Genomic DNA, 18,571 nt, shown 5'->3' on the forward strand with positions numbered 1-18,571 from the left:
ATAGTTCTTTTTCAGAGGTTCAAGCCATGGCAAAGGGTAAATTCGAACGCACCAAGCCGCACGTGAACGTGGGCACGATTGGTCACGTGGATCACGGCAAGACGACGCTGACGGCGGCGCTGACGAAGGTCGGTGCAGAGCGTTTTGGTGGTGAATTCAAGGCGTACGACGCGATCGACGCAGCGCCGGAAGAGAAGGCGCGCGGCATCACGATCTCGACGGCGCACGTGGAATACGAATCGCCGAACCGCCACTACGCACACGTGGACTGCCCGGGCCACGCCGACTACGTGAAGAACATGATCACGGGTGCGGCGCAGATGGACGGCGCGATCCTGGTGTGCTCGGCCGCTGACGGCCCGATGCCGCAGACGCGCGAACACATCCTGCTGTCGCGCCAGGTGGGCGTGCCGTACATTGTCGTGTTCCTGAACAAGGCCGACATGGTGGACGACGCCGAGCTGCTGGAGCTGGTGGAGATGGAAGTGCGTGAACTTCTGTCCAAGTACGAATTCCCGGGCGACGACACCCCGATCGTTCATGGTTCGGCCAAGCTGGCGCTGGAAGGCGACCAGTCGGAAATCGGCGTGCCGGCGATCATCAAGCTGGTGGACGCGCTGGACAGCTACATTCCGGAGCCGGTGCGCGTGCTGGACAAGGCATTCCTGATGCCGGTGGAAGACGTGTTCTCGATCTCCGGCCGCGGTACGGTGGTGACCGGTCGCGTGGAGACGGGCATCATCAAGGTCGGTGACGAAATCGAAATCGTGGGCCTGAAGCCGACGGTGAAGACGACGGTGACCGGCGTTGAAATGTTCCGCAAGCTGCTGGATCAGGGTCAGGCGGGCGACAACGTGGGCCTGCTGTTGCGCGGCACGAAGCGTGAAGACGTGGAGCGCGGCCAGGTGCTGGCCAAGCCGGGTTCGATCACCCCGCACACCGAGTTCGAAGGCGAGATCTACGTGCTGTCGAAGGAAGAAGGTGGTCGTCACACCCCGTTCTTCAGCAACTACCGTCCGCAGTTCTACTTCCGCACCACCGACGTGACCGGCGCGATCAAGCTGCCGGAAGGCGTTGAAATGGTGATGCCGGGCGACAACGTGAAGATCTCGGTGACGCTGATTGCCCCGATCGCGATGACTGAAGGCCTGCGTTTTGCGATCCGCGAAGGTGGCCGCACGGTCGGCGCCGGCGTCGTCGCCAAGATCACCAAGTAAGTCGCTATACGGAAACCGCCTGCCATGCAGGCGGTTTCTTGCAAGTGCTTGTCCTATGGCGAAAGATCCGCTATAGTCGCCAAGTTGACTCGCCACGCAACTGTCATGTTGGGTGGCCTACCGCGAAATGAGGCACAGGAAGTGCTTCGAGTTCGCTAACAAGGATGTTGCGAGGATCTCCTGGTTCTAGAGCCAAGGCTCTGTTTCTTCATGGATTTCCGCGAATGTTATATGTCTGGGCAGGCCGGCATACGGCCTGCCCGGCGTTTTGGAGTCTTCCGGATGAAGAAATGATCCGGCGGGTTCGTTGTAAGACTTGCAGTGCGTTATGGGTTGTGCGAGGCGGTGAGAAGCCACCTCGATTCACAGAATTGTTCTTTAGATAACAGGACACGGTTATGGCGAACCAAAAGATTCGCATTCGGCTCAAGGCGTTCGATCATCGTCTGATCGACCGTTCGGCCAGCGAAATCGTCGAGACGGCCAAGCGCACCGGCGCTACGGTTCTCGGTCCGATTCCGCTTCCGACCAAGATCGAGCGCTACACCATTCTGGTGTCGCCGCACGTCGACAAAGACGCTCGCGATCAGTACGAAACCCGCACCCACAAGCGCGTGCTGGACATCGTCGATCCCAACGACAAGACCGTGGACGCGCTCATGAAGCTTGATCTCGCCGCTGGCGTTGACGTTCAGATCAAGCTCGGTTGAGCGATAGACAGGATACGAACATGAGTATCGGACTGGTTGGCCGCAAGTGCGGCATGAGCCGACTCTTCACCGAAGACGGACGCTCGATTCCGGTGACGCTGATTGAAGCGACCCCGAATCGCGTGACGCAGGTGAAGACGGAAGATAACGATGGATACAGCGCGGTGCAGGTCGCCGTGGGCGTCAAGCGCGCCAGCCTGTTGACGGCTGCTGAAAAGGGTCACTACGCCAAGGCGAAAGTCGAGCCGGGTCGTGGCCTGTGGGAATTCCGCCTGAATGCGGCAGACGCTGGCAAGTACGCCGTCGGCGCCGAAATCAGCGCGAGCGAAGTGTTCCAGGTTGGCCAGATTGTCGACGTCGCTGGCGTCAGCAAGGGTAAGGGCTTCCAGGGCACCATCAAGCGCCACAACTTCAAGATGGGTGACGCCACCCACGGTAACTCGCTGTCGCATCGCGCGCCGGGTTCTATCGGTCAGCGTCAGACTCCGGGTCGTGTGTTTCCCGGCAAGAAGATGTCCGGTCACATGGGCGCGGTGAACCGCACCCAGCAGGGGCTGGAAGTGGTCAAGATCGACGCAGAGCGTCATCTGATTGCGGTGAAGGGCGCGGTACCGGGTGCAACCGGTGGCGACGTCGTCATTCGCCCGACCACCAAGGGTTGAGGAGAGACGGCATGGAACTGAATGTTATTGGCGCCAAGTCGCTCAGCGTGTCGGACGACGTGTTCGGCGGCGAGTTCAAGCAGGCCCTGATTCACCAGGTGGTCGTTGCCTATCAGGCAGGCGGTCGCGCTGGTACCAAGGCTCAGCTCTCGCGCGGCGAACTGTCCGGTACCACCAAGAAGTTCAAGAAGCAGAAGGGCGGTGGCGCCCGTCACGGTGACTACCGTGCCCCGATCTTCGTGGGCGGTGGTGTGACGTTCGCAGCCAAGCCCCGCAGCTATGAGCAGAAAGTCAACCGCAAGGCTTATCGCGTGGCGATCCGCTCCATCCTTTCGGAGCTGAATCGTCAGGGTCGTTTGAAGATTGTCGAGAGCTTCGGCATCGACGCTCCGAAGACCAAGGCGATGATCGCCAAGTTGGCCGAGCTGCAGGTTTCCGGTCGCGTGCTGCTGGTGTCGGAAGACGCCAACGAAGCGCTGTTCCTGGCTTCGCGCAACATCCCGTACCTCCACGTGCTGGATTCGGTTGCGTTGAACCCGGTCAGCCTGGTCGGCTCCGACTACGTGGTCATGACCGTCGATGCGGTCAAGAAGGTCGAGGAGTGGCTGGCATGAGCAACGAACGCATTCTCAATACGCTGCGCGCGCCGCACATTTCCGAAAAGGCTGCTCGTCTTGCCGAGAGCAACCAGTACGTTTTCGTGGTGGCTCCCGAAGCAACCAAGGCTGATGTCCGCGATGCGGTCGAGAAGATGTTCGACGTCAAGGTCGAGCAGGTAAACCTCGTCAACGCCAAGGGCAAGGTCAAGTCCTTCCGTTTCCGCGCAGGCAACCGTCAGGGCAAGCGCAAGGCTTACGTCCGTCTCGCCGAAGGCCAGACGATCGACGTGTCGGCGAAGCCCTGAGCCAGGAGTTTTGACAGATGGCACTAATTAATCACAAGCCAACCTCGCCGGGTCGCCGCGACGCCGTTAGCGTCCGCACCGAGGGGCTGCACAAGGGCGCACCGTACGCGCCGCTGACCGAAAGCCAGTCGAAGACGGGTGGTCGCAACCACTTTGGTCGCATCACCACGCGTCATCGCGGCGGCGGTCACAAGCAGGCTTACCGCATCATCGATTTCAAGCGCGACAAAGAAGGCATCGCTGCCAAGGTTGAGCGCTTGGAATACGATCCGAACCGCACTGCGCACATTGCGCTGCTGTGCTACGCCGACGGCGAGCGCCGCTACATCATCGCGCCGGCAGGCGTGGCGGTGGGTGATCGCCTGGTTTCGGGTCACGATGCTCCGATCAAGGTCGGCAACTGCCTGCCGCTGCGCAATATCCCGGTCGGTTCGACTGTGCATTGCGTGGAAATGAAGCCGGGCAAGGGTGCGCAGATTGCGCGTTCCGCTGGTGCTTCGGTGCAGTTGATCGCCCGCGAATCCGGTTACGCCACCCTTCGTCTGCGCTCCGGCGAAATGCGCCGCGTGCCGGTCGATTGCCGCGCCACCATCGGTGAAGTCGGCAACTCCGAGCACAGCCTGCGCAAGCTCGGCAAGGCCGGTGCTACCCGCTGGAAGGGCATTCGCCCGACCGTCCGCGGTGTGGTGATGAACCCGGTCGACCATCCGCACGGCGGTGGTGAAGGCCGTACCTCCGGCGGCCGTCATCCGGTCAGCCCGTGGGGCACGCCGACCAAGGGCTACAAGACCCGTAACAACAAGCGCACGCAGCAGTTCATCGTGCGTCGTCGCAAGTAATTAGGAAACCGTCATGCCGCGTTCATTGAAGAAAGGTCCGTTCGTTGACCTTCACCTCGTGAAGAAGGTGGAAGCTGCGGTTTCCACCAATTCCAAGCGCCCGATCAAGACCTGGTCGCGTCGCTCCATGATCCTGCCGGAAATGGTGGGATTGACCATCGCCATCCACAACGGTCGCCAGCACGTGCCGGTGCTCGTCAACGAGAACATGGTCGGGCACAAGCTCGGCGAGTTCGCGGTGACCCGCACTTTCAAGGGCCATGGCGGCGATAAGAAGGGCAAGTGATGAGCACCGAAGCCAAAGCGATCCTGCGCAGCGCTCGCATTTCAGCGCAGAAGGCACGCCTGGTGGCTGACCTGGTCCGCGGTTTGCCCGTGGGCCGTGCCAGCGACGTGCTCCAGTTCACCAACAAGAAGGCCGCGCACATTGTTCGCAAGGTGCTGCTGTCGGCCGTCGCAAACGCCGAGAACAACCTCGGCGCCGACGTCGACGAGCTGAAGGTCTCGCGCATTTTCGTGGACGAAGGTCCGGCGATGAAGCGCATGTATGCCCGCGCCAAAGGCCGTGGCTCCCGCATCCTGAAGCGCACCAGCCACATCACTGTGGTCGTTGGTAACTAAGAGGACGTAGACGATGGGTCATAAAGTTCATCCCACCGGTATCCGCCTCGGCATTGCCAAGGACTGGAACTCGAAGTGGTACGCCAACAAGGGCGAATATGCCCAGTACCTCGCTGCCGACCTGAAGGTCCGCGAGATGCTGCGCAAGAAGCTGGCTGCTGCCGGTATCTCGAAGATTCAGATCGAGCGCCCGGCCAAGACTGCCCGCGTGACGATCTTCACTGCCCGTCCGGGCGTGGTGATCGGCAAGAAGGGCGAAGACATCGAAAAGCTGCGCAAGGAAGTCAGCACGATGATGGGCGTTCCGGCGCACATCAACGTCAACGAAGTGCGCAAGCCCGAGCTCGATGCTCAGCTGGTGGCCGAGTCGATCGCTCAGCAGCTCGAGCGCCGCATCATGTTCCGCCGCGCGATGAAGCGTTCCGTGGGCAATGCAATGCGCCTGGGTGCCCTGGGTATCAAGATCAACGTGTCCGGTCGTTTGAACGGCGCCGAGATTGCCCGCTCCGAATGGAGCCGTGAAGGTCGCGTGCCGCTGCACACATTGCGTGCGGACATCGATTACGGCACCGCCGAGGCGAAGACCCAGTACGGCATCATCGGCATCAAGGTCTGGATCTACAAGGGCGAAATCTTCGACTTGTCCCAGATTGGCCAGGAGCCGAAGGAAGAGCAGTCTGCGCAGCCGCGTCGTGAGCGCGAGGGTGGCGAAGGCCGTCGTGAAGGTCGTCGCGATCGCGATGGTGGCGAAGGCCGCCGCGAGCGGACCAAGTAAGGAGAGTTGCTATGTTGCAACCCAAGCGAACCAAATACCGCAAGCAGTTCAAGGGCCGTAACGACGGTCTGGCTTTCAGCTCCAACCTCGTCAGCTTTGGCGAGTACGGTCTCAAGGCCACTACGCATGGTGCTCTCACCGCGCGTCAGATCGAAGCAGCACGTCGTTGCATCACGCGTTTTGTGAAGCGCGGCGGCAAGCTGTGGATCCGTGTGTTCCCGGACAAGCCGATCACCAAGAAGCCGATCGAAGTCCGAATGGGCGCCGGTAAGGGTGGCGTGGAGTACTGGGTCGCACCGATCCAGCCGGGCCGCATGCTTTATGAAATCGAGGGTGTCGACGAGGCCACCGCGCGCGAGGCGTTCCGCCTGGCCGCTGCCAAGTTGTCGGTGCAGACCCAGTTTGTATCCAGGGCGGTGATGTGATGGCCATCAAAGACCTAACGACCAAGTCGGCCGAAGAGCTGAAACAGCACCTGCTGGACCTTCGCAAGGAGCAGTTCAATCTGCGCATGCAGAAGGGCACCGGTCAGCTCAGCCAGCCGCACCAACTGCGCCGCGTCCGGCGCGATATCGCCCGCACGAAGTTCGTGCTCGGCGGCAAGAAGTAAGAGGCGGCCGAGATGAGCGACAACAACAAGCAAGTGCGTACCCTCGAGGGTCGCGTTATCAGCAACAAGATGGAAAAAACGGTTACCGTGCTGGTCGAGCGCCAGGTGCAGCATCCGCTGCTGGGCAAGATCGTGCGCCGGTCCACCAAGCTCCACGCGCAGAACGACCTGGGCGCGAACGAGGGCGACGTGGTACGCATCGCGGAATGCCGTCCGCTTTCCAAGACCAAACATCACCGCGTGGTCGAAATCGTCACGCGCGCCGAAGCGTAAGGGGAGGGTGCAGCCATGATCCAGATGCAAAGCACGCTTTCCGCCGCCGACAACAGCGGCGCCAAGGAACTGATGTGCATCAAGGTGCTCGGCGGCTCCAAGCGCCGTTACGCCGCGATCGGTGACGTGATCAAAGTCACCGTGAAAGATGCCATCCCGCGTGGCAAGGTGAAGAAGGGCGAGGTCTACAACGCCGTGGTGGTTCGTACCGCCAAGGGCGTGCGCCGCGCCGACGGTTCGCTGATCCGTTTCGACGGTAACGCAGCCGTACTCCTCAACAACAAGCTCGAGCCGATCGGCACCCGTATTTTCGGGCCCGTGACTCGTGAGCTGCGCGGCGAGAAGTTCATGAAGATCGTCTCGCTCGCACCCGAAGTGCTCTGAGGCGGAGAAGAAACATGAACCGTATCCGCAAGGGTGATCAGGTCATCGTGATCACCGGTAAAAACAAAGGTCAGCGCGGCGACGTGCTGCGCGTTGAGGGCGATCGCGTGTTCGTCTCCAACGTCAATCTGGTCAAGCGTCACACCAAGCCGAATCCGCAGGCCCAGCAGGCCGGTGGCATCGTCGAGCGTGAAGCTTCGATCCATATCTCCAATGTGCAGCTGTTCAACCCCGCCACGAACAAGGGTGAACGCGTTGGTGCCAAGACGCTCAGTGATGGGCGCAAGGTCCGCGTGTACCGTTCGTCTGGCGAGGTCGTGGACGCGTAAGGAACACAAGTCATGACGCGCCTTGAAAACTTTTACAAAGAACAGGTCATCAAAAAGCTCACCGAGCGTTTTGGTTACCAGAACGTGATGCAGGTTCCCCGCATCACCAAGATCACGCTGAACATGGGCGTGGGCGAAGCCGCGGGCAACAAGAAAGTGCTCGAGAACGCCGTTGCCGACATGGCCAAGATCGCCGGCCAGAAGCCGATCACGACCAAGGCGCGCGTGTCCGTGGCCTCGTTCAAGATCCGCGACGGTTGGCCGATCGGTTGCAAGGTCACGCTGCGCCGTGCGCAGATGTGGGAATTCCTTGATCGCCTGATCAACATCTCGCTGCCCCGCGTCCGCGACTTCCGCGGCGTGTCGGGTCGCGCCTTCGATGGCCGTGGCAACTACAACTTCGGCATCAAGGAACAGATCATCTTCCCGGAAATCGACTTCGACGCCGTCGACGCGATGCGCGGTATGGATATCTCCATCACCACCACCGCCAAGTCTGACGAAGAAGCCAAGGCGCTGCTGGAAGCCTTCAGCTTCCCGTTCCGCAACTAAGAGATCGCGAGAGATTTATGGCAAAGACCTCCATGGTTAACCGCGATATCAAGCGGACCAAGCTCGTCAAAAAGTACGCCGCCAAGCGCGCCGAACTGAAGGCGATCGTGCTGAACCCGAAGTCTTCTTATGAAGAGAAGATGGACGCGCAGGCCAAGCTGCAGAAGCTGCCGCGTGACGCCAGCCCGAGCCGCCAGCGCAACCGTTGCGAACTGTCGGGCCGCCCGCGTGGCGTGTACCGCAAGTTCGGCCTCGGCCGTAACAAGCTGCGCGAAGCCACCATGCGTGGCGACGTGCCGGGCCTGCGCAAGGCCAGCTGGTAAAACCCGGCAACCCCCGCCCGAAGGGCGGGGTAGCCAAACCCGGCGGCATGGTGACGTGCCGCCGTCGATGCGACTTTGAAGCATCGGTATTCGCAAAAATCGGAAAAGGCTGCTATGATCGTCTGTCTGCATATCGCAGACCGGCGTCGTGCCGGCTCACAATCTAGAATTGATTTCCGGTTTTATCGGATATCGGTGCACTCTGAAGGAAGTTTTCATGAGCATGACTGATCCCATCGCCGATCTGTTTACGCGCATCCGCAATGCCCAGGCAACGGGCAAGCAGGCAGTAAGCATTCCGTCGTCGAAGTTGAAGGTGGCGCTGGCCGACCTTCTCAAGAACGAGGGCTATATCCTCGACGCCAAGACCTCCACCCAGGAGGGCAAGCCGGTGCTCGAGATCAAGCTCAAGTATTTCGAAGGCCGTCCGGCCATCGAGCGCATCGAGCGCGTCAGCCGCTCCGGCCTGCGTGTGTACCGTGGCAAGGGTGACCTGCCGAAGGTGCTTGGCGGCCTGGGTATTTCGATCATCTCGACTTCTGCCGGTCTGCTGACCGACGCGCAGGCTCGTGCCAAGGGCATGGGCGGCGAAGTCATCGGCCTGGTCGCGTAAGGAGCTCCCGATGTCACGTGTTGCCAAGAAACCCATTTCCCTGCCCAAGGGCGTTGAGCTCAAGGTGGCGGAAGACAGCATCGCCGTGAAGGGCCCGAAGGGCGCCTTGTCCATCCATGCCCTGCCGGGCGTTTCGGTGGCCAACGACAACGGCACGATCAACATCCATGTCGCCGAAGGCGCGGATGACAAGTTCGGCGGCACCGCTCGCGCGCTGCTGGCCAACATGATCAAGGGCGTGTCCGATGGTTATGAGCGCAAGCTGGAGCTCGTCGGCGTGGGTTACCGCGCTTCGATGACCGGCAAGGCTCTGAACCTCAGCCTCGGCTTCTCCCACCCGGTTGTCTTCAATGCCCCGGAAGGGATCACCCTCGAGACCCCCTCGCAGACCGAAATCCTGATCAAGGGTTCGGACAAGCAGTTGGTGGGCGAGGTGGCTGCCAAGATTCGCGGTTACCGTCCGCCGGAACCCTACAAGGGCAAGGGCGTTCGCTACGCTGGCGAGAAGATCACCATTAAGGAAGCCAAGAAGGCATAAGCGGTTCCTGGCGAAGACTCGGTCACACGTGACCAGAACTCTTCAAAAGAGCTGCATAAAAGCCGATCCGCTTTCTGGAGACACATGATGAACAAGAATGAAGCTCGTCTGCGCCGCGCCAAGTCCACGCGCTCCCACATCCGCAAGCTCGCGGTGGCTCGCCTGTCCGTGCATCGCACTGGCCAGCATCTCTACGCCCAGGTGTTCGACGCCTCGGGTGAGAAGGTGGTAGCCGCTGCCTCGACCGTGCAGAAGTCGCTGGCCGAGGGCCTGAAGGGCACCAAGAACCTGGCCGCTGCTGCTGCAGTGGGCAAGGCGATTGCCGAGCGCGCCAAGGCAGCCGGTATCGAGGCCGTTGCGTTCGATCGTTCCGGTTTCCGCTATCACGGTCGCATCAAGGCTCTGGCCGATGCCGCCCGCGAAGCTGGCCTGAAGTTCTAAGAATCAGGGAATGCGAGGCGGGGACTAGTCAAAGCCCCCATCTCCATTCCCGATTCCGAAGCTCTACTAAAACAACTCCAAGCGGCTTAGCCGCAAGTAAAAGTCCCGGATGGTCCGGGCATACGGAAAAAGATATGTCTTCTACCGATCGTGAAAATTCAGACGGCCTGCTCGAGAAGCTGATCGCTGTCAACCGCGTGGCCAAGACCGTCAAGGGCGGCCGCCAGATGAGCTTCACCGCGCTGACCGTGGTCGGTGATGGCGAGGGCAAGGTCGGCTTCGGCTATGGCAAGGCGCGCGAAGTGCCGGTTGCCATCTCCAAGGCCATGGACCGCGCTCGCCGCAACATGGTGAGCATCGATCTGAACAACGGCACCCTGTGGTACGCCATCAAGGCCAACCACGGTGCAGCTCGTGTGTTCATGCAGCCGGCCTCCGAAGGTACCGGCGTGATCGCCGGCGGTGCCATGCGCGCTGTGCTGGAAGTGGTTGGTGTGAAGAACGTGCTGGCCAAGGCTGTCGGTTCGCGTAACCCGATCAACCTGGTCCGCGCCACCATCAAGGGCCTGCAGGCCGTTGCCTCGCCGAAGCAGATTGCTGCCAAGCGTGGCAAGACCGTGGAAGAGGTGTTGGGCAATGGCTAACGATAAGACTGTTCGCGTCCGCCTGGTCAAGGGCCTGCGCGGTGTACAGAGCCTTCATCGCCTGAGCGTCAAGGCGCTCGGCCTGAACAAGCTCAACGACGTCCGTGAATTGAAAGACAGCCCGCAGGTGCGCGGTCTGATCAACACGGTCTATTACCTCGTGCGGGTTGAGGAGTAAGCATCATGCGTCTTAACGACATCAAGCCGGCTGTTGGTTCGCGCAAGACGCGCCTGCGCGTCGGTCGCGGTATCGGTTCGGGCCTGGGCAAGACCGCTGGCCGCGGCCACAAGGGTCAGCATGCCCGCGCCGGCGGCACCCACAAGTACGGTTTCGAAGGCGGCCAGATGCCGCTGCAGCGCCGCCTGCCGAAGGTCGGCTTCCGCTCCAAGATGAAGGCTGGGAGCCAGGAAGTGTTCCTGTACCAGCTGGCGACGCTGAAGGCCGACGTGATCGACCCGGTCGTGCTGCATCAGGCTGGCCTGATCGACAGCCGCGCCAAGAAGGTGAAGGTTGTTGCCAAGGGCGAGATCGGTCGCGCGGTGAAGCTGTCGGGTCTACTGGCTACGGCCGGTGCCAAGACGGCCATCGAAGCCGCCGGCGGCAGCGTGGAGTAATCACACGTGGCCGCAGCCAAGGGCACATCGGTCGGATCGCTTGGTAAGTTGACCGAGCTGCGTCAACGCATCTTCTTCGTGATTGGTGCGTTGATCGTGTACCGCCTCGGCTCGTTCATCCCGGTGCCGGGTGTGAATCCGGATGCCATGGCCAATCTGATTGGCCAGAGCGGTGGCCTGCTGGACATGTTCAACATGTTCTCGGGCGGCTCGCTGGGGCGTTTTTCGGTGTTTGCGTTGGGCGTGGTGCCCTACATCTCCGCATCGATCGTGGTGCAGATGATGGGGTCCGTGATCCCCAGCCTGCAGGCATTGCGCAAGGAAGGGCAGGCTGGCCAGCGCCAGCTCACCACGTATACCCGTATCGGCACGGTTGGCCTGTCGGCCTTCCAGGCCTTCGGTATCGCCATGGCCTTGATGAAGCAGTCCAGTGGCGGCATGCCGGTGGTCTACATGCCGGGTTTCGGCTTCATCCTGTCCTCGGTGGTGGGTTTGACGGCCGGCTCGATGTTCCTGATGTGGCTGGGCGAGCAGATGACGGAGCGCGGTATCGGCAACGGTATTTCGTTATTGATCTTCGCGGGCATCGTTGCGGGTCTGCCGGGTGCGGTGACACATACCCTGTCCATGTCCAGCAACGGCGAGCTGAGCACGATCAAATTGATCATGGTGGTAGCGCTGGTGTTGGGCGTTACGGCTTTCGTGGTGTTCATGGAGCGGGCGCAGCGGCGCATCACCGTGAATTACGCGCGGCGGTCGGGCGGTCAGCGTTCGTATATGAACCAGACCTCGCATCTGCCGCTCAAGATCAACATGTCGGGCGTGATCCCGCCCATCTTCGCGAACAGTCTTTTGATGTTCCCGGCGATGGCTGCGAGCTGGGGCAATGCTGGCCATCAGTCGCGCTGGTTGCAGGATTTGGTGCAGGCGCTGACCCCCGGCGAACCGTTGTACGACATCGTTTACGCAGTACTGGTGATCACTTTCGCCTTTTTCTATACGGCGATCGTGTTCAACTCGCAGGAAACGGCCGACAACCTCAAGCGATCTGGCGCGCTGATCCCGGGCATCCGCCCCGGCCGCTCGACCGCTGACTACATCGATGCCGTGATGACCCGTTTGACCGGTGTGGGCGCTATCTACCTCGTACTGGTCTGCTTGGTGCCAACGTTCATGCAGAACGCCTGGCACGTTCCGTTCTACTTCGGCGGTACCTCGCTGCTGATCGTAGTGGTGGTGGTGATGGACTTTACGGCTCAGGTGCAGGCGCATCTGGTCAGCCATCAGTACGAAGGTTTGCTCAAAAAGGCCAATCTGCGCCGCGGCTGAGGCGGCAGATGGGTTCCGGGTGGAAGGCGGTGGCGCTTCGGTGCCACGGGACTTTCCTAACAGTTTGATTAAGGTTAGAATTGCGCGTTTACCGCGCAAGAAAGCATCGGAGAAAGTACATCATGGCGCGCATTGCGGGTGTCAATTTGCCGGTCCAGAAGCACGTCTGGGTTGGCCTGCAGAGCATCTATGGGATCGGCCGCAGCCGGGCCAAGAAGGTCTGCGCGGACGCGGGTGTGGTTCCGACCACGCCTATCAAGTCCCTGAGTGAAGGCGAGGTGGAGAAAATCCGCCACGAAATCGCCAAATACGTGGTGGAAGGCGATCTGCGCCGCGAAGTCGGCATGGCCATCAAGCGTCTGATGGATCTGGGTTGCTACCGCGGTCTGCGCCACCGTCGTGGCCTGCCGGTGCGCGGCCAGCGCACGCGCACCAACGCACGCACCCGCAAGGGTCCGCGTCGCGCGATCAAGAAGTAATTGATCGCTTACTGAGAGATTTGGATTCCGAACATGGCAAAGCCAGTTAAGACCAAGAAGAAAGTCAAGCGCGTAGTCACCGATGCGGTGGCCCACGTGCAGGCATCCTTCAACAACACCATCGTGACCATCACCGACCGTCAGGGCAACGCGCTGTCGTGGGCGACTGCCGGCGGCGCGGGTTTCCGCGGTTCGCGCAAGTCCACCCCGTTCGCTGCCCAGGTCGCTGCCGAAAAGGCCGGCCGTGCCGCTGGCGACTACGGCGTGAAGACGGTGGAAGTGCGGATCAAGGGTCCCGGCCCGGGCCGTGAGTCGGCAGTGCGTTCGCTGAACGCCCTCGGCTACAAGGTTCTCAACATTATCGATGTCACGCCGATTCCGCATAACGGCTGCCGTCCCCCCAAGAAGCGTCGCGTCTAAGGAGACCGCCATGGCACGTTATCGTGGAGCTACCTGCAAACTCGCGCGTCGCGAAGGTTCGGACCTGAGCCTGAAGAGCCCGGCGCGCGCTATCGATTCCAAGTGCAAGCTTGAGAACAAGCCCGGCCAGCATGGCGCCAACAAGCGCATGCGCATGTCCGACTATGCCGTTCAGTTGCGCGAGAAGCAGAAGGTCAAGCGCATCTACGGTGTGCTCGAGCGCCAGTTCAGCAACTACTACTCCAAGGCGTCGACCCTCAAGGGCAACACCGGCGAGAACCTGTTGCGCCTGCTCGAGAGCCGTCTGGACAACGTCGTTTACCGCATGGGTTTTGCGGTGACCCGCGCCCAGGCTCGTCAGCTGGTGTCGCACAAGGGCATCCTGGTCAATGGCAAGAAGGTCAACATCCCGTCCTACCAGGTTCGTCCGGGCGACGAGATTGCCGTGACCGAGCGCGCTCGCACCCAGTTGCGCGTGCAGGAAGCCGGCACCGTGTTCGACACCATGGATCTGCGTCCGCAGTGGGTCGAAGTGGATAGCAAGAAGTTCGCCGGCACCTTCAAGAACGTGCCGGATCGTGCGGATCTGCCGACCGACATCAACGAAGCGCTGATCGTCGAGCTTTATTCGAAGTAATCAACCGGAGCCCTGCATGGCAGTTTCGTCAACTAGCGTGCTGCGGCCTCGCGGCCTCAGCGTCGAGCAGCTCGGACCGAATCGCGCCAAGGTCGTGGTGGAGCCGCTCGAGCGTGGTTTTGGTCACACCCTGGGCAATGCGCTGCGTCGCGTGCTGCTTTCCTCGATCCCTGGCAGTGCCATCGTCGAGGTGGAAATTGATGGCGTGCTGCACGAGTACACCACCCTCGAGGGTCTGCAGGAGGACGTGATCGAAGTCCTGCTGAACCTCAAGGAAGTGGCAATTCGTCAGCACACGGGTGACGAAGTCACCCTGACCTTGGCCAAGAAGGGCAAGGGCGTAGTCACGGCCGGCGATATCACCGTCGATCATTCGGTGGAGATCATCAACCCGGAACACGTGATTTGCCACTTGACCAAGGACATCGCGCTGAATATGCGCCTGAAAGTGCGTCGCGGCGTCGGCTACCAGCCGGCCAGCCTGCGTCAGCACCCGGACGACGAAGCACGTCCGATCGGTCGCCTGCAGCTCGATGCCTCGTTCGCGCCGGTGTTGCGCGTGGCTTACGAAGTGGATGCGGCTCGTGTTGAGCAGCGCACCAACCTCGACAAGCTGGTGCTGGACATCGAAACCAACGGCACCATCGGTGCGGAAGACGCGGTTCGCAAGGCCGCCGAAATCCTCAACGACCAGCTGTCGGTGTTCGGTGACTTCTCGCGCCGTGAAAGCGCCACCGACAAGGCGGAGAAGGGCGGGTTCGATCCGCTGCTGCTCCGTCCGATCGACGACCTGGAACTCACCGTTCGTTCGGCTAACTGCCTGAAGGCCGAGAGCATCTACTACATCGGCGATCTGGTACAGAAGACCGAAGTGGAGCTGCTCAAGACGCCGAATCTCGGCAAGAAGTCGCTCACGGAAATCAAGGATGTCCTCGGCGTGCGTGGTCTCGCCCTGGGCATGAAGCTCGAAAACTGGCCGCCGCCGGGCCTCTCGCACGGCATGCAGCTGGGCTGATGTAACTCAGCAGCCGCAGTCTTAAGACTGCGGCTGTTGGTGTAATACGGGAAGCGGAATGTTGCTTCCCGTAGTGTCACCGGAGCCGATAACGGCTCGTTATTGCAAGCACTTAAAACCACAGCGGGTAACCCGCGGGAAGCCGGCCATCAGGACCGGTTTTTCATAACAACAGACATTAAGAGAGTCTCATCATGCGTCACATGAAATCCGGGCGTAAGCTCAATCGCACCAGCAGCCATCGCGAAGCGATGTTCAAGAACATGGCCTCGTCGCTGATCAAGCACGAGCTGATCCGCACGACCCTGCCCAAGGCCAAGGAACTGCGCCGCATCGCCGAACCGCTGATCACCCTGGCCAAGGTTGATGGCGTGGCCAACCGCCGTCTGGCTTTTGCTCGCCTGCGCGACAAGCAGGCCGTAGGCAAGCTGTTCGTGGAACTCGGCCCGCGTTACCGCGAGCGTCCCGGCGGCTACCTGCGCATCCTGAAGTGCGGCTTCCGCCCGGGCGACAACGCGCCGATGGCGTACGTCGAGCTGGTGGATCGCCCGCACACCGAGGCTGTCGACGCCGAATAATCCGCACTGGCGGTATTTGGACGTCCAAAATATGAAACCCGGCCGGGCAACCAGCCGGGTTTCGCGTTTTCGGGAACTCGGAAAGATCGCTGCTGACAGCGTCATCCGGAGCGGGTAATGTCAGCGTCCCGCCCCTGCCATGCGCTCTGCCATGAATCCCCTTCGGTGGTCCTACCGCGTCAGCTTTCTCGCCGGGTTTCTGATCTGCGTCGCCCTGCTCGCGTTTGCCTTGTACGCGGAGTACGTGCTCGGCATGGACCCCTGTCCGTTGTGCATTTTCCAGCGCATCGGGTTCATCTTCATGGCCGTGTTTTTCCTGGTGGGGGCCATCCACGGCCCACGCGAGGGCGGCCGCTGGTTCTATACCGGACTGGTCCTGCTGGGTGCGTTGTTTGGCATCGCGGTGGCTGGCCGCCATTTGTGGATCCAGTCGCTGCCATCGGATCAGCTGCCGTCTTGCGGCCCGAACCTGGGCTACATGTTCGATGCCTTCCCGTTCACCAAGGTGCTCAAGATGGTGTTCACCGGTTCGGGTGAATGCGCCAAGGTCGAGCCCATTCTCGGCTTGCCGATGCCTTTCTGGACCTTGCTGTGGTACATCCTTCTATCGGTATGGGCCATTCGCGCGACCCTGCAACGCGCCGCGCCGAGGTTGCGTCTATGAATCAGCCAGCCAAAACCGAACGCCAGGAAAACTGGAATCCGATGTCCTGGCAGCGGCGCGTGGCGCTGCAGCAGCCGCACTACGAAGATGGCACCGAACTGGCTCACGCGATCGCCGAGCTGGCACAACTGCCACCACTGGTGACATCGTGGGAAGTGCTTGGGTTGAAGCATGCGTTGGCCGAAGCGCAGGAGGGCAAGCGCTTTCTGCTGCAAGGCGGCGACTGCGCAGAAAGCTTTGCCGACTGCACCAGCCCGATCATTTCCAATCGCCTGAAAGTGCTGCTGCAAATGAGCCTGGTGCTGGTGCACGGTCTCAAGCAACCGGTATTGAGGGTTGGGCGTTTCGCCGGGCAATACGCCAAGCCGCGTTCAACCGACACCGAGACACGCGATGGCGTGACCTTGCCGAGTTTCCGCGGTGACGTTGTCAACGGCCCCGAGTTTACCCCCGAGGCGCGGCGCCCCGATCCGCAGCGGTTGATTCGTGCGCATGCGCATTCCGCACTGACCATGAATTTCGTGCGCGCGCTCATCGATGGCGGTTTCGCGGATCTGCACCATCCCGAATACTGGGATCTGGCCTGGGTGGAGCACTCGCCGCTCGCTGCCGAATATCGGCGCATGGTGAAGGGCATCGGCGACTCGTTGCGCTTCATGGAGACGCTGGCCGGGCCGATCGCAGGTTTTACCCGGGTGGATTTCTTTACCTCGCACGAAGCCCTGCTGCTGCATTACGAACAGGCTTTGACGCGCCAGGTGCCGCGCCATCGCGGCTGGTTCAACCTGTCTACGCACTTCCCGTGGATCGGCATGCGCACGGCTGCGCTGGACGGTGCGCACGTGGAATATTTCCGCGGCATCCGCAATCCGATTGCGGTGAAGATCGGTCCGTCGGTCACGGCGGAACAACTATTGCCGCTGGTCGAGGCCTTGAATCCCGAGGACGAGCCGGGCCGGCTCACCTTGATCCATCGCATGGGCCACGCGCAGATTGGCACCGCCTTGCCGCCTCTGCTCGAGGCCGTGAAACGCGAGGGTCGGCGAGTGCTGTGGGTGGCCGATCCCATGCATGGCAATACGGAAAGTACCTCGATCGGTTACAAGACCCGTCGCTTCGACAACATCCGCAGCGAGCTGGATCAGGCGCTGGATATCCATGCCGCAGCCGGCACGCGCCTGGGTGGCGTGCATCTGGAGCTGACCGGCGAGGACGTCACCGAATGCATGGGAGGCGCGCGCGACCTGAGCGAAGCCGATCTGCAGCGCGCCTACAAGTCCACCGTGGACCCGCGCTTGAATTACGAGCAATCGCTGGAGCTGGCGATGCTGATCGTGCGCAAGTCGGGCAGCATGGCCTGACGCCACATCACAGCCTGCGCGCATCAGTGCGCAGGCTGTGCCGCTTCCTTGGCGATGCGTTGCTCGAGGTTGTGCTGGCCCACGACTGCGTAAGCCTTGCACGCTTGATTGTCGACCAAGGGGTCGCGCTCCTCTCCGGCTTTGCGCGCCGCGGCACGTTCGAGGAAATCGACGGCGTCCGGATGTGGCGTGACCAGGATGTCGCAAGGCAAGGCCGCAACCGTCTTCAGCGTTTGACGGAACCCGGCCAAGCGCTCCGGGTGGGCCGGATCGTTGTAGCGGTATCCATCGACGCTGAGCAATGAAAGGCTGTCCACATAGGCAATGGACAGGCAGCGCCGTTCTTCGCACGACGTCCACGTCCAACTGGTGCTGCCAGGTGTATGCCCGGGCGTGTAGTGCGCCTGCACTGCCAGTGGTCCGACGCGCACCGTTTCGTTGTCCGTCACGCTGCGCACGTGAGCGATCTTCGGATAGAACGGCGCTAGGCCGTGTTGCGGATCATCCGGATCATCGCCCCCCAGCATGATGGCCTTGGCGCCTTCCTCGCTGGCGGCCACTTCCGCACCGCTGTCGTGCGCGATGGCAGCAATCGCGCCGGCATGATCGACGTGCGCGTGCGTGTTCAAGATCAGCTTGATGTCCTGCACCTTGAAGCCCAGCGCGCGGATGTTACTTTCGATCAGCTTGGCGTTTTCGGGCAGCGTTCCGTCGATCAGGATGTTGCCTCGTGGAGAGGTGATCAGGATGGCGCTCAGCCCTTTGCTGCCGACGTAATACGTGTTCCCGTAAATGCGGAACGGTTTTTGCGGTGCGGTCCAGTCGGCGTCGTATGCATGGACACCCGCGGCCACGGCCGCACAGCAAATGGCCACTGCCAGGAGCGACCGTCCCCGATTTCTGTTCACGTGCTTTCCCTGCTCAATGAGATGCGGCGAGTGTGGCGAGCCTCGCGCGGGAAAGCAGGACCGTTTCCTGCATCAGGCGTGGCGTTTTGCGGGCACGATGTGGAAGACCGCGCCACGTGCGGTCTTCCAC

Annotated in this window: 31 protein-coding genes; 30 read left to right on the top strand and 1 reads right to left on the bottom strand. The window is 61.4% G+C overall.

What is annotated here, in order from left to right; genetic code table 11:
• The first annotated feature begins 26 nt into the window (after positions 1-26).
• From tuf to ISS99_RS13215, 30 genes are all read left to right on the top strand, one after another.
• Positions 27-1,217, top strand: a complete 1,191-nt coding sequence (gene tuf, locus ISS99_RS13070; RefSeq protein ID WP_204632036.1) for an elongation factor Tu — start codon at positions 27-29, stop codon at positions 1,215-1,217.
• A 398-nt stretch (positions 1,218-1,615) separates the two neighbouring features.
• Positions 1,616-1,927, top strand: coding sequence for a 30S ribosomal protein S10 (rpsJ, locus tag ISS99_RS13075; protein WP_014402136.1), 312 nt, complete (start codon positions 1,616-1,618; stop codon positions 1,925-1,927).
• A 20-nt stretch (positions 1,928-1,947) separates the two neighbouring features.
• Positions 1,948-2,589: a 50S ribosomal protein L3 gene (gene rplC / locus ISS99_RS13080; RefSeq protein WP_204632046.1), complete on the top strand. Its 642-nt coding sequence runs from the start codon at positions 1,948-1,950 to the stop codon at positions 2,587-2,589.
• An 11-nt stretch (positions 2,590-2,600) separates the two neighbouring features.
• Complete coding sequence (gene rplD / locus ISS99_RS13085) at positions 2,601-3,203, top strand: 50S ribosomal protein L4 (RefSeq protein ID WP_204632047.1); 603 nt, start codon at positions 2,601-2,603, stop codon at positions 3,201-3,203.
• On the top strand, positions 3,200-3,493 hold the full coding sequence (gene rplW, locus ISS99_RS13090) for a 50S ribosomal protein L23 (protein ID WP_126673174.1): 294 nt from the start codon (positions 3,200-3,202) through the stop codon (positions 3,491-3,493). The genes rplD and rplW overlap by 4 nt, the downstream gene beginning before the upstream one ends.
• Before the next feature lie 17 nt (positions 3,494-3,510).
• The gene (gene rplB, locus ISS99_RS13095; protein ID WP_204632048.1) at positions 3,511-4,332 is read left to right on the top strand and encodes a 50S ribosomal protein L2; all 822 of its coding nucleotides are present in this window, start codon (positions 3,511-3,513) and stop codon (positions 4,330-4,332) included.
• A 13-nt stretch (positions 4,333-4,345) separates the two neighbouring features.
• Entirely contained in the window at positions 4,346-4,618 is a 273-nt protein-coding gene (gene rpsS / locus ISS99_RS13100) for a 30S ribosomal protein S19 (RefSeq protein WP_115477112.1), read from the top strand.
• Positions 4,618-4,953, top strand: a complete 336-nt coding sequence (gene rplV, locus ISS99_RS13105; RefSeq protein WP_192678504.1) for a 50S ribosomal protein L22 — start codon at positions 4,618-4,620, stop codon at positions 4,951-4,953. The genes rpsS and rplV overlap by 1 nt, the downstream gene beginning before the upstream one ends.
• A 13-nt stretch (positions 4,954-4,966) precedes the next feature.
• Positions 4,967-5,728 carry a 30S ribosomal protein S3 gene (gene rpsC / locus ISS99_RS13110; protein ID WP_204632049.1) on the top strand — a complete coding sequence of 254 codons (762 nt, stop codon included), beginning with the start codon at positions 4,967-4,969 and terminating at the stop codon, positions 5,726-5,728.
• A gap of 11 nt (positions 5,729-5,739) precedes the next feature.
• Entirely contained in the window at positions 5,740-6,153 is a 414-nt protein-coding gene (rplP, locus tag ISS99_RS13115) for a 50S ribosomal protein L16 (RefSeq protein ID WP_126673170.1), read from the top strand.
• Positions 6,153-6,338: a 50S ribosomal protein L29 gene (gene rpmC / locus ISS99_RS13120; protein ID WP_109723395.1), complete on the top strand. Its 186-nt coding sequence runs from the start codon at positions 6,153-6,155 to the stop codon at positions 6,336-6,338. The genes rplP and rpmC overlap by 1 nt, the downstream gene beginning before the upstream one ends.
• Before the next feature lie 12 nt (positions 6,339-6,350).
• On the top strand, positions 6,351-6,611 hold the full coding sequence (gene rpsQ / locus ISS99_RS13125) for a 30S ribosomal protein S17 (RefSeq protein WP_204632050.1): 261 nt from the start codon (positions 6,351-6,353) through the stop codon (positions 6,609-6,611).
• Positions 6,612-6,626: 15 nt separating this feature from the next.
• The gene (gene rplN, locus ISS99_RS13130; RefSeq protein ID WP_115477106.1) at positions 6,627-6,995 is read left to right on the top strand and encodes a 50S ribosomal protein L14; all 369 of its coding nucleotides are present in this window, start codon (positions 6,627-6,629) and stop codon (positions 6,993-6,995) included.
• Positions 6,996-7,009: 14 nt separating this feature from the next.
• On the top strand, positions 7,010-7,324 hold the full coding sequence (gene rplX, locus ISS99_RS13135; RefSeq protein ID WP_204632051.1) for a 50S ribosomal protein L24: 315 nt from the start codon (positions 7,010-7,012) through the stop codon (positions 7,322-7,324).
• Between the two features lie 12 nt (positions 7,325-7,336).
• Positions 7,337-7,876 carry a 50S ribosomal protein L5 gene (rplE, locus tag ISS99_RS13140; RefSeq protein ID WP_204632052.1) on the top strand — a complete coding sequence of 180 codons (540 nt, stop codon included), beginning with the start codon at positions 7,337-7,339 and terminating at the stop codon, positions 7,874-7,876.
• A gap of 17 nt (positions 7,877-7,893) precedes the next feature.
• Positions 7,894-8,199: a 30S ribosomal protein S14 gene (gene rpsN, locus ISS99_RS13145; RefSeq protein WP_192556441.1), complete on the top strand. Its 306-nt coding sequence runs from the start codon at positions 7,894-7,896 to the stop codon at positions 8,197-8,199.
• 217 nt (positions 8,200-8,416) lie between these two features.
• Positions 8,417-8,812 carry a 30S ribosomal protein S8 gene (gene rpsH, locus ISS99_RS13150; protein WP_204632053.1) on the top strand — a complete coding sequence of 132 codons (396 nt, stop codon included), beginning with the start codon at positions 8,417-8,419 and terminating at the stop codon, positions 8,810-8,812.
• 10 nt (positions 8,813-8,822) lie between these two features.
• Positions 8,823-9,350, top strand: coding sequence for a 50S ribosomal protein L6 (gene rplF / locus ISS99_RS13155; protein ID WP_204632054.1), 528 nt, complete (start codon positions 8,823-8,825; stop codon positions 9,348-9,350).
• 87 nt (positions 9,351-9,437) lie between these two features.
• Positions 9,438-9,791, top strand: a complete 354-nt coding sequence (rplR, locus tag ISS99_RS13160; protein ID WP_204632055.1) for a 50S ribosomal protein L18 — start codon at positions 9,438-9,440, stop codon at positions 9,789-9,791.
• Between the two features lie 134 nt (positions 9,792-9,925).
• The gene (gene rpsE, locus ISS99_RS13165) at positions 9,926-10,435 is read left to right on the top strand and encodes a 30S ribosomal protein S5 (RefSeq protein ID WP_128899633.1); all 510 of its coding nucleotides are present in this window, start codon (positions 9,926-9,928) and stop codon (positions 10,433-10,435) included.
• Positions 10,428-10,613, top strand: coding sequence for a 50S ribosomal protein L30 (rpmD, locus tag ISS99_RS13170; RefSeq protein ID WP_204632056.1), 186 nt, complete (start codon positions 10,428-10,430; stop codon positions 10,611-10,613). Before rpsE ends, rpmD begins: the two co-directional genes overlap by 8 nt.
• 5 nt (positions 10,614-10,618) lie before the next feature.
• Positions 10,619-11,050, top strand: coding sequence for a 50S ribosomal protein L15 (gene rplO, locus ISS99_RS13175; RefSeq protein WP_204632057.1), 432 nt, complete (start codon positions 10,619-10,621; stop codon positions 11,048-11,050).
• A 6-nt stretch (positions 11,051-11,056) separates the two neighbouring features.
• Positions 11,057-12,379 carry a preprotein translocase subunit SecY gene (gene secY / locus ISS99_RS13180; protein ID WP_204632058.1) on the top strand — a complete coding sequence of 441 codons (1,323 nt, stop codon included), beginning with the start codon at positions 11,057-11,059 and terminating at the stop codon, positions 12,377-12,379.
• A gap of 122 nt (positions 12,380-12,501) precedes the next feature.
• Positions 12,502-12,858 (top strand): 30S ribosomal protein S13, encoded by a 357-nt coding sequence (rpsM, locus tag ISS99_RS13185; RefSeq protein ID WP_204632059.1) that lies wholly within the window; start codon positions 12,502-12,504, stop codon positions 12,856-12,858.
• Between the two features lie 33 nt (positions 12,859-12,891).
• Positions 12,892-13,278, top strand: coding sequence for a 30S ribosomal protein S11 (gene rpsK, locus ISS99_RS13190; protein WP_115477094.1), 387 nt, complete (start codon positions 12,892-12,894; stop codon positions 13,276-13,278).
• 10 nt (positions 13,279-13,288) lie between these two features.
• Positions 13,289-13,915 (top strand): 30S ribosomal protein S4, encoded by a 627-nt coding sequence (gene rpsD, locus ISS99_RS13195; RefSeq protein ID WP_204632060.1) that lies wholly within the window; start codon positions 13,289-13,291, stop codon positions 13,913-13,915.
• Between the two features lie 16 nt (positions 13,916-13,931).
• Positions 13,932-14,930, top strand: a complete 999-nt coding sequence (locus ISS99_RS13200) for a DNA-directed RNA polymerase subunit alpha (RefSeq protein ID WP_204632061.1) — start codon at positions 13,932-13,934, stop codon at positions 14,928-14,930.
• 194 nt (positions 14,931-15,124) lie between these two features.
• Positions 15,125-15,508 (top strand): 50S ribosomal protein L17, encoded by a 384-nt coding sequence (gene rplQ / locus ISS99_RS13205; RefSeq protein WP_204632062.1) that lies wholly within the window; start codon positions 15,125-15,127, stop codon positions 15,506-15,508.
• A 151-nt stretch (positions 15,509-15,659) separates the two neighbouring features.
• The gene (locus ISS99_RS13210; protein ID WP_204632063.1) at positions 15,660-16,172 is read left to right on the top strand and encodes a disulfide bond formation protein B; all 513 of its coding nucleotides are present in this window, start codon (positions 15,660-15,662) and stop codon (positions 16,170-16,172) included.
• Entirely contained in the window at positions 16,169-17,533 is a 1,365-nt protein-coding gene (locus tag ISS99_RS13215) for a class II 3-deoxy-7-phosphoheptulonate synthase (protein WP_204632064.1), read from the top strand. The genes ISS99_RS13210 and ISS99_RS13215 overlap by 4 nt, the downstream gene beginning before the upstream one ends.
• A gap of 23 nt (positions 17,534-17,556) precedes the next feature.
• Here ISS99_RS13215 and bla read toward each other — a convergent pair whose 3' ends face one another.
• Positions 17,557-18,441: a subclass B3 metallo-beta-lactamase gene (gene bla / locus ISS99_RS13220; RefSeq protein ID WP_284343726.1), complete on the bottom strand. Its 885-nt coding sequence runs from the start codon at positions 18,439-18,441 to the stop codon at positions 17,557-17,559.
• Positions 18,442-18,571: the final 130 nt, after the last annotated feature.

This window comes from Dyella mobilis, assembly GCF_016904945.1.
In the GTDB taxonomy this organism is placed as follows: Bacteria; Pseudomonadota; Gammaproteobacteria; order Xanthomonadales; family Rhodanobacteraceae; genus Dyella_B; species Dyella_B mobilis.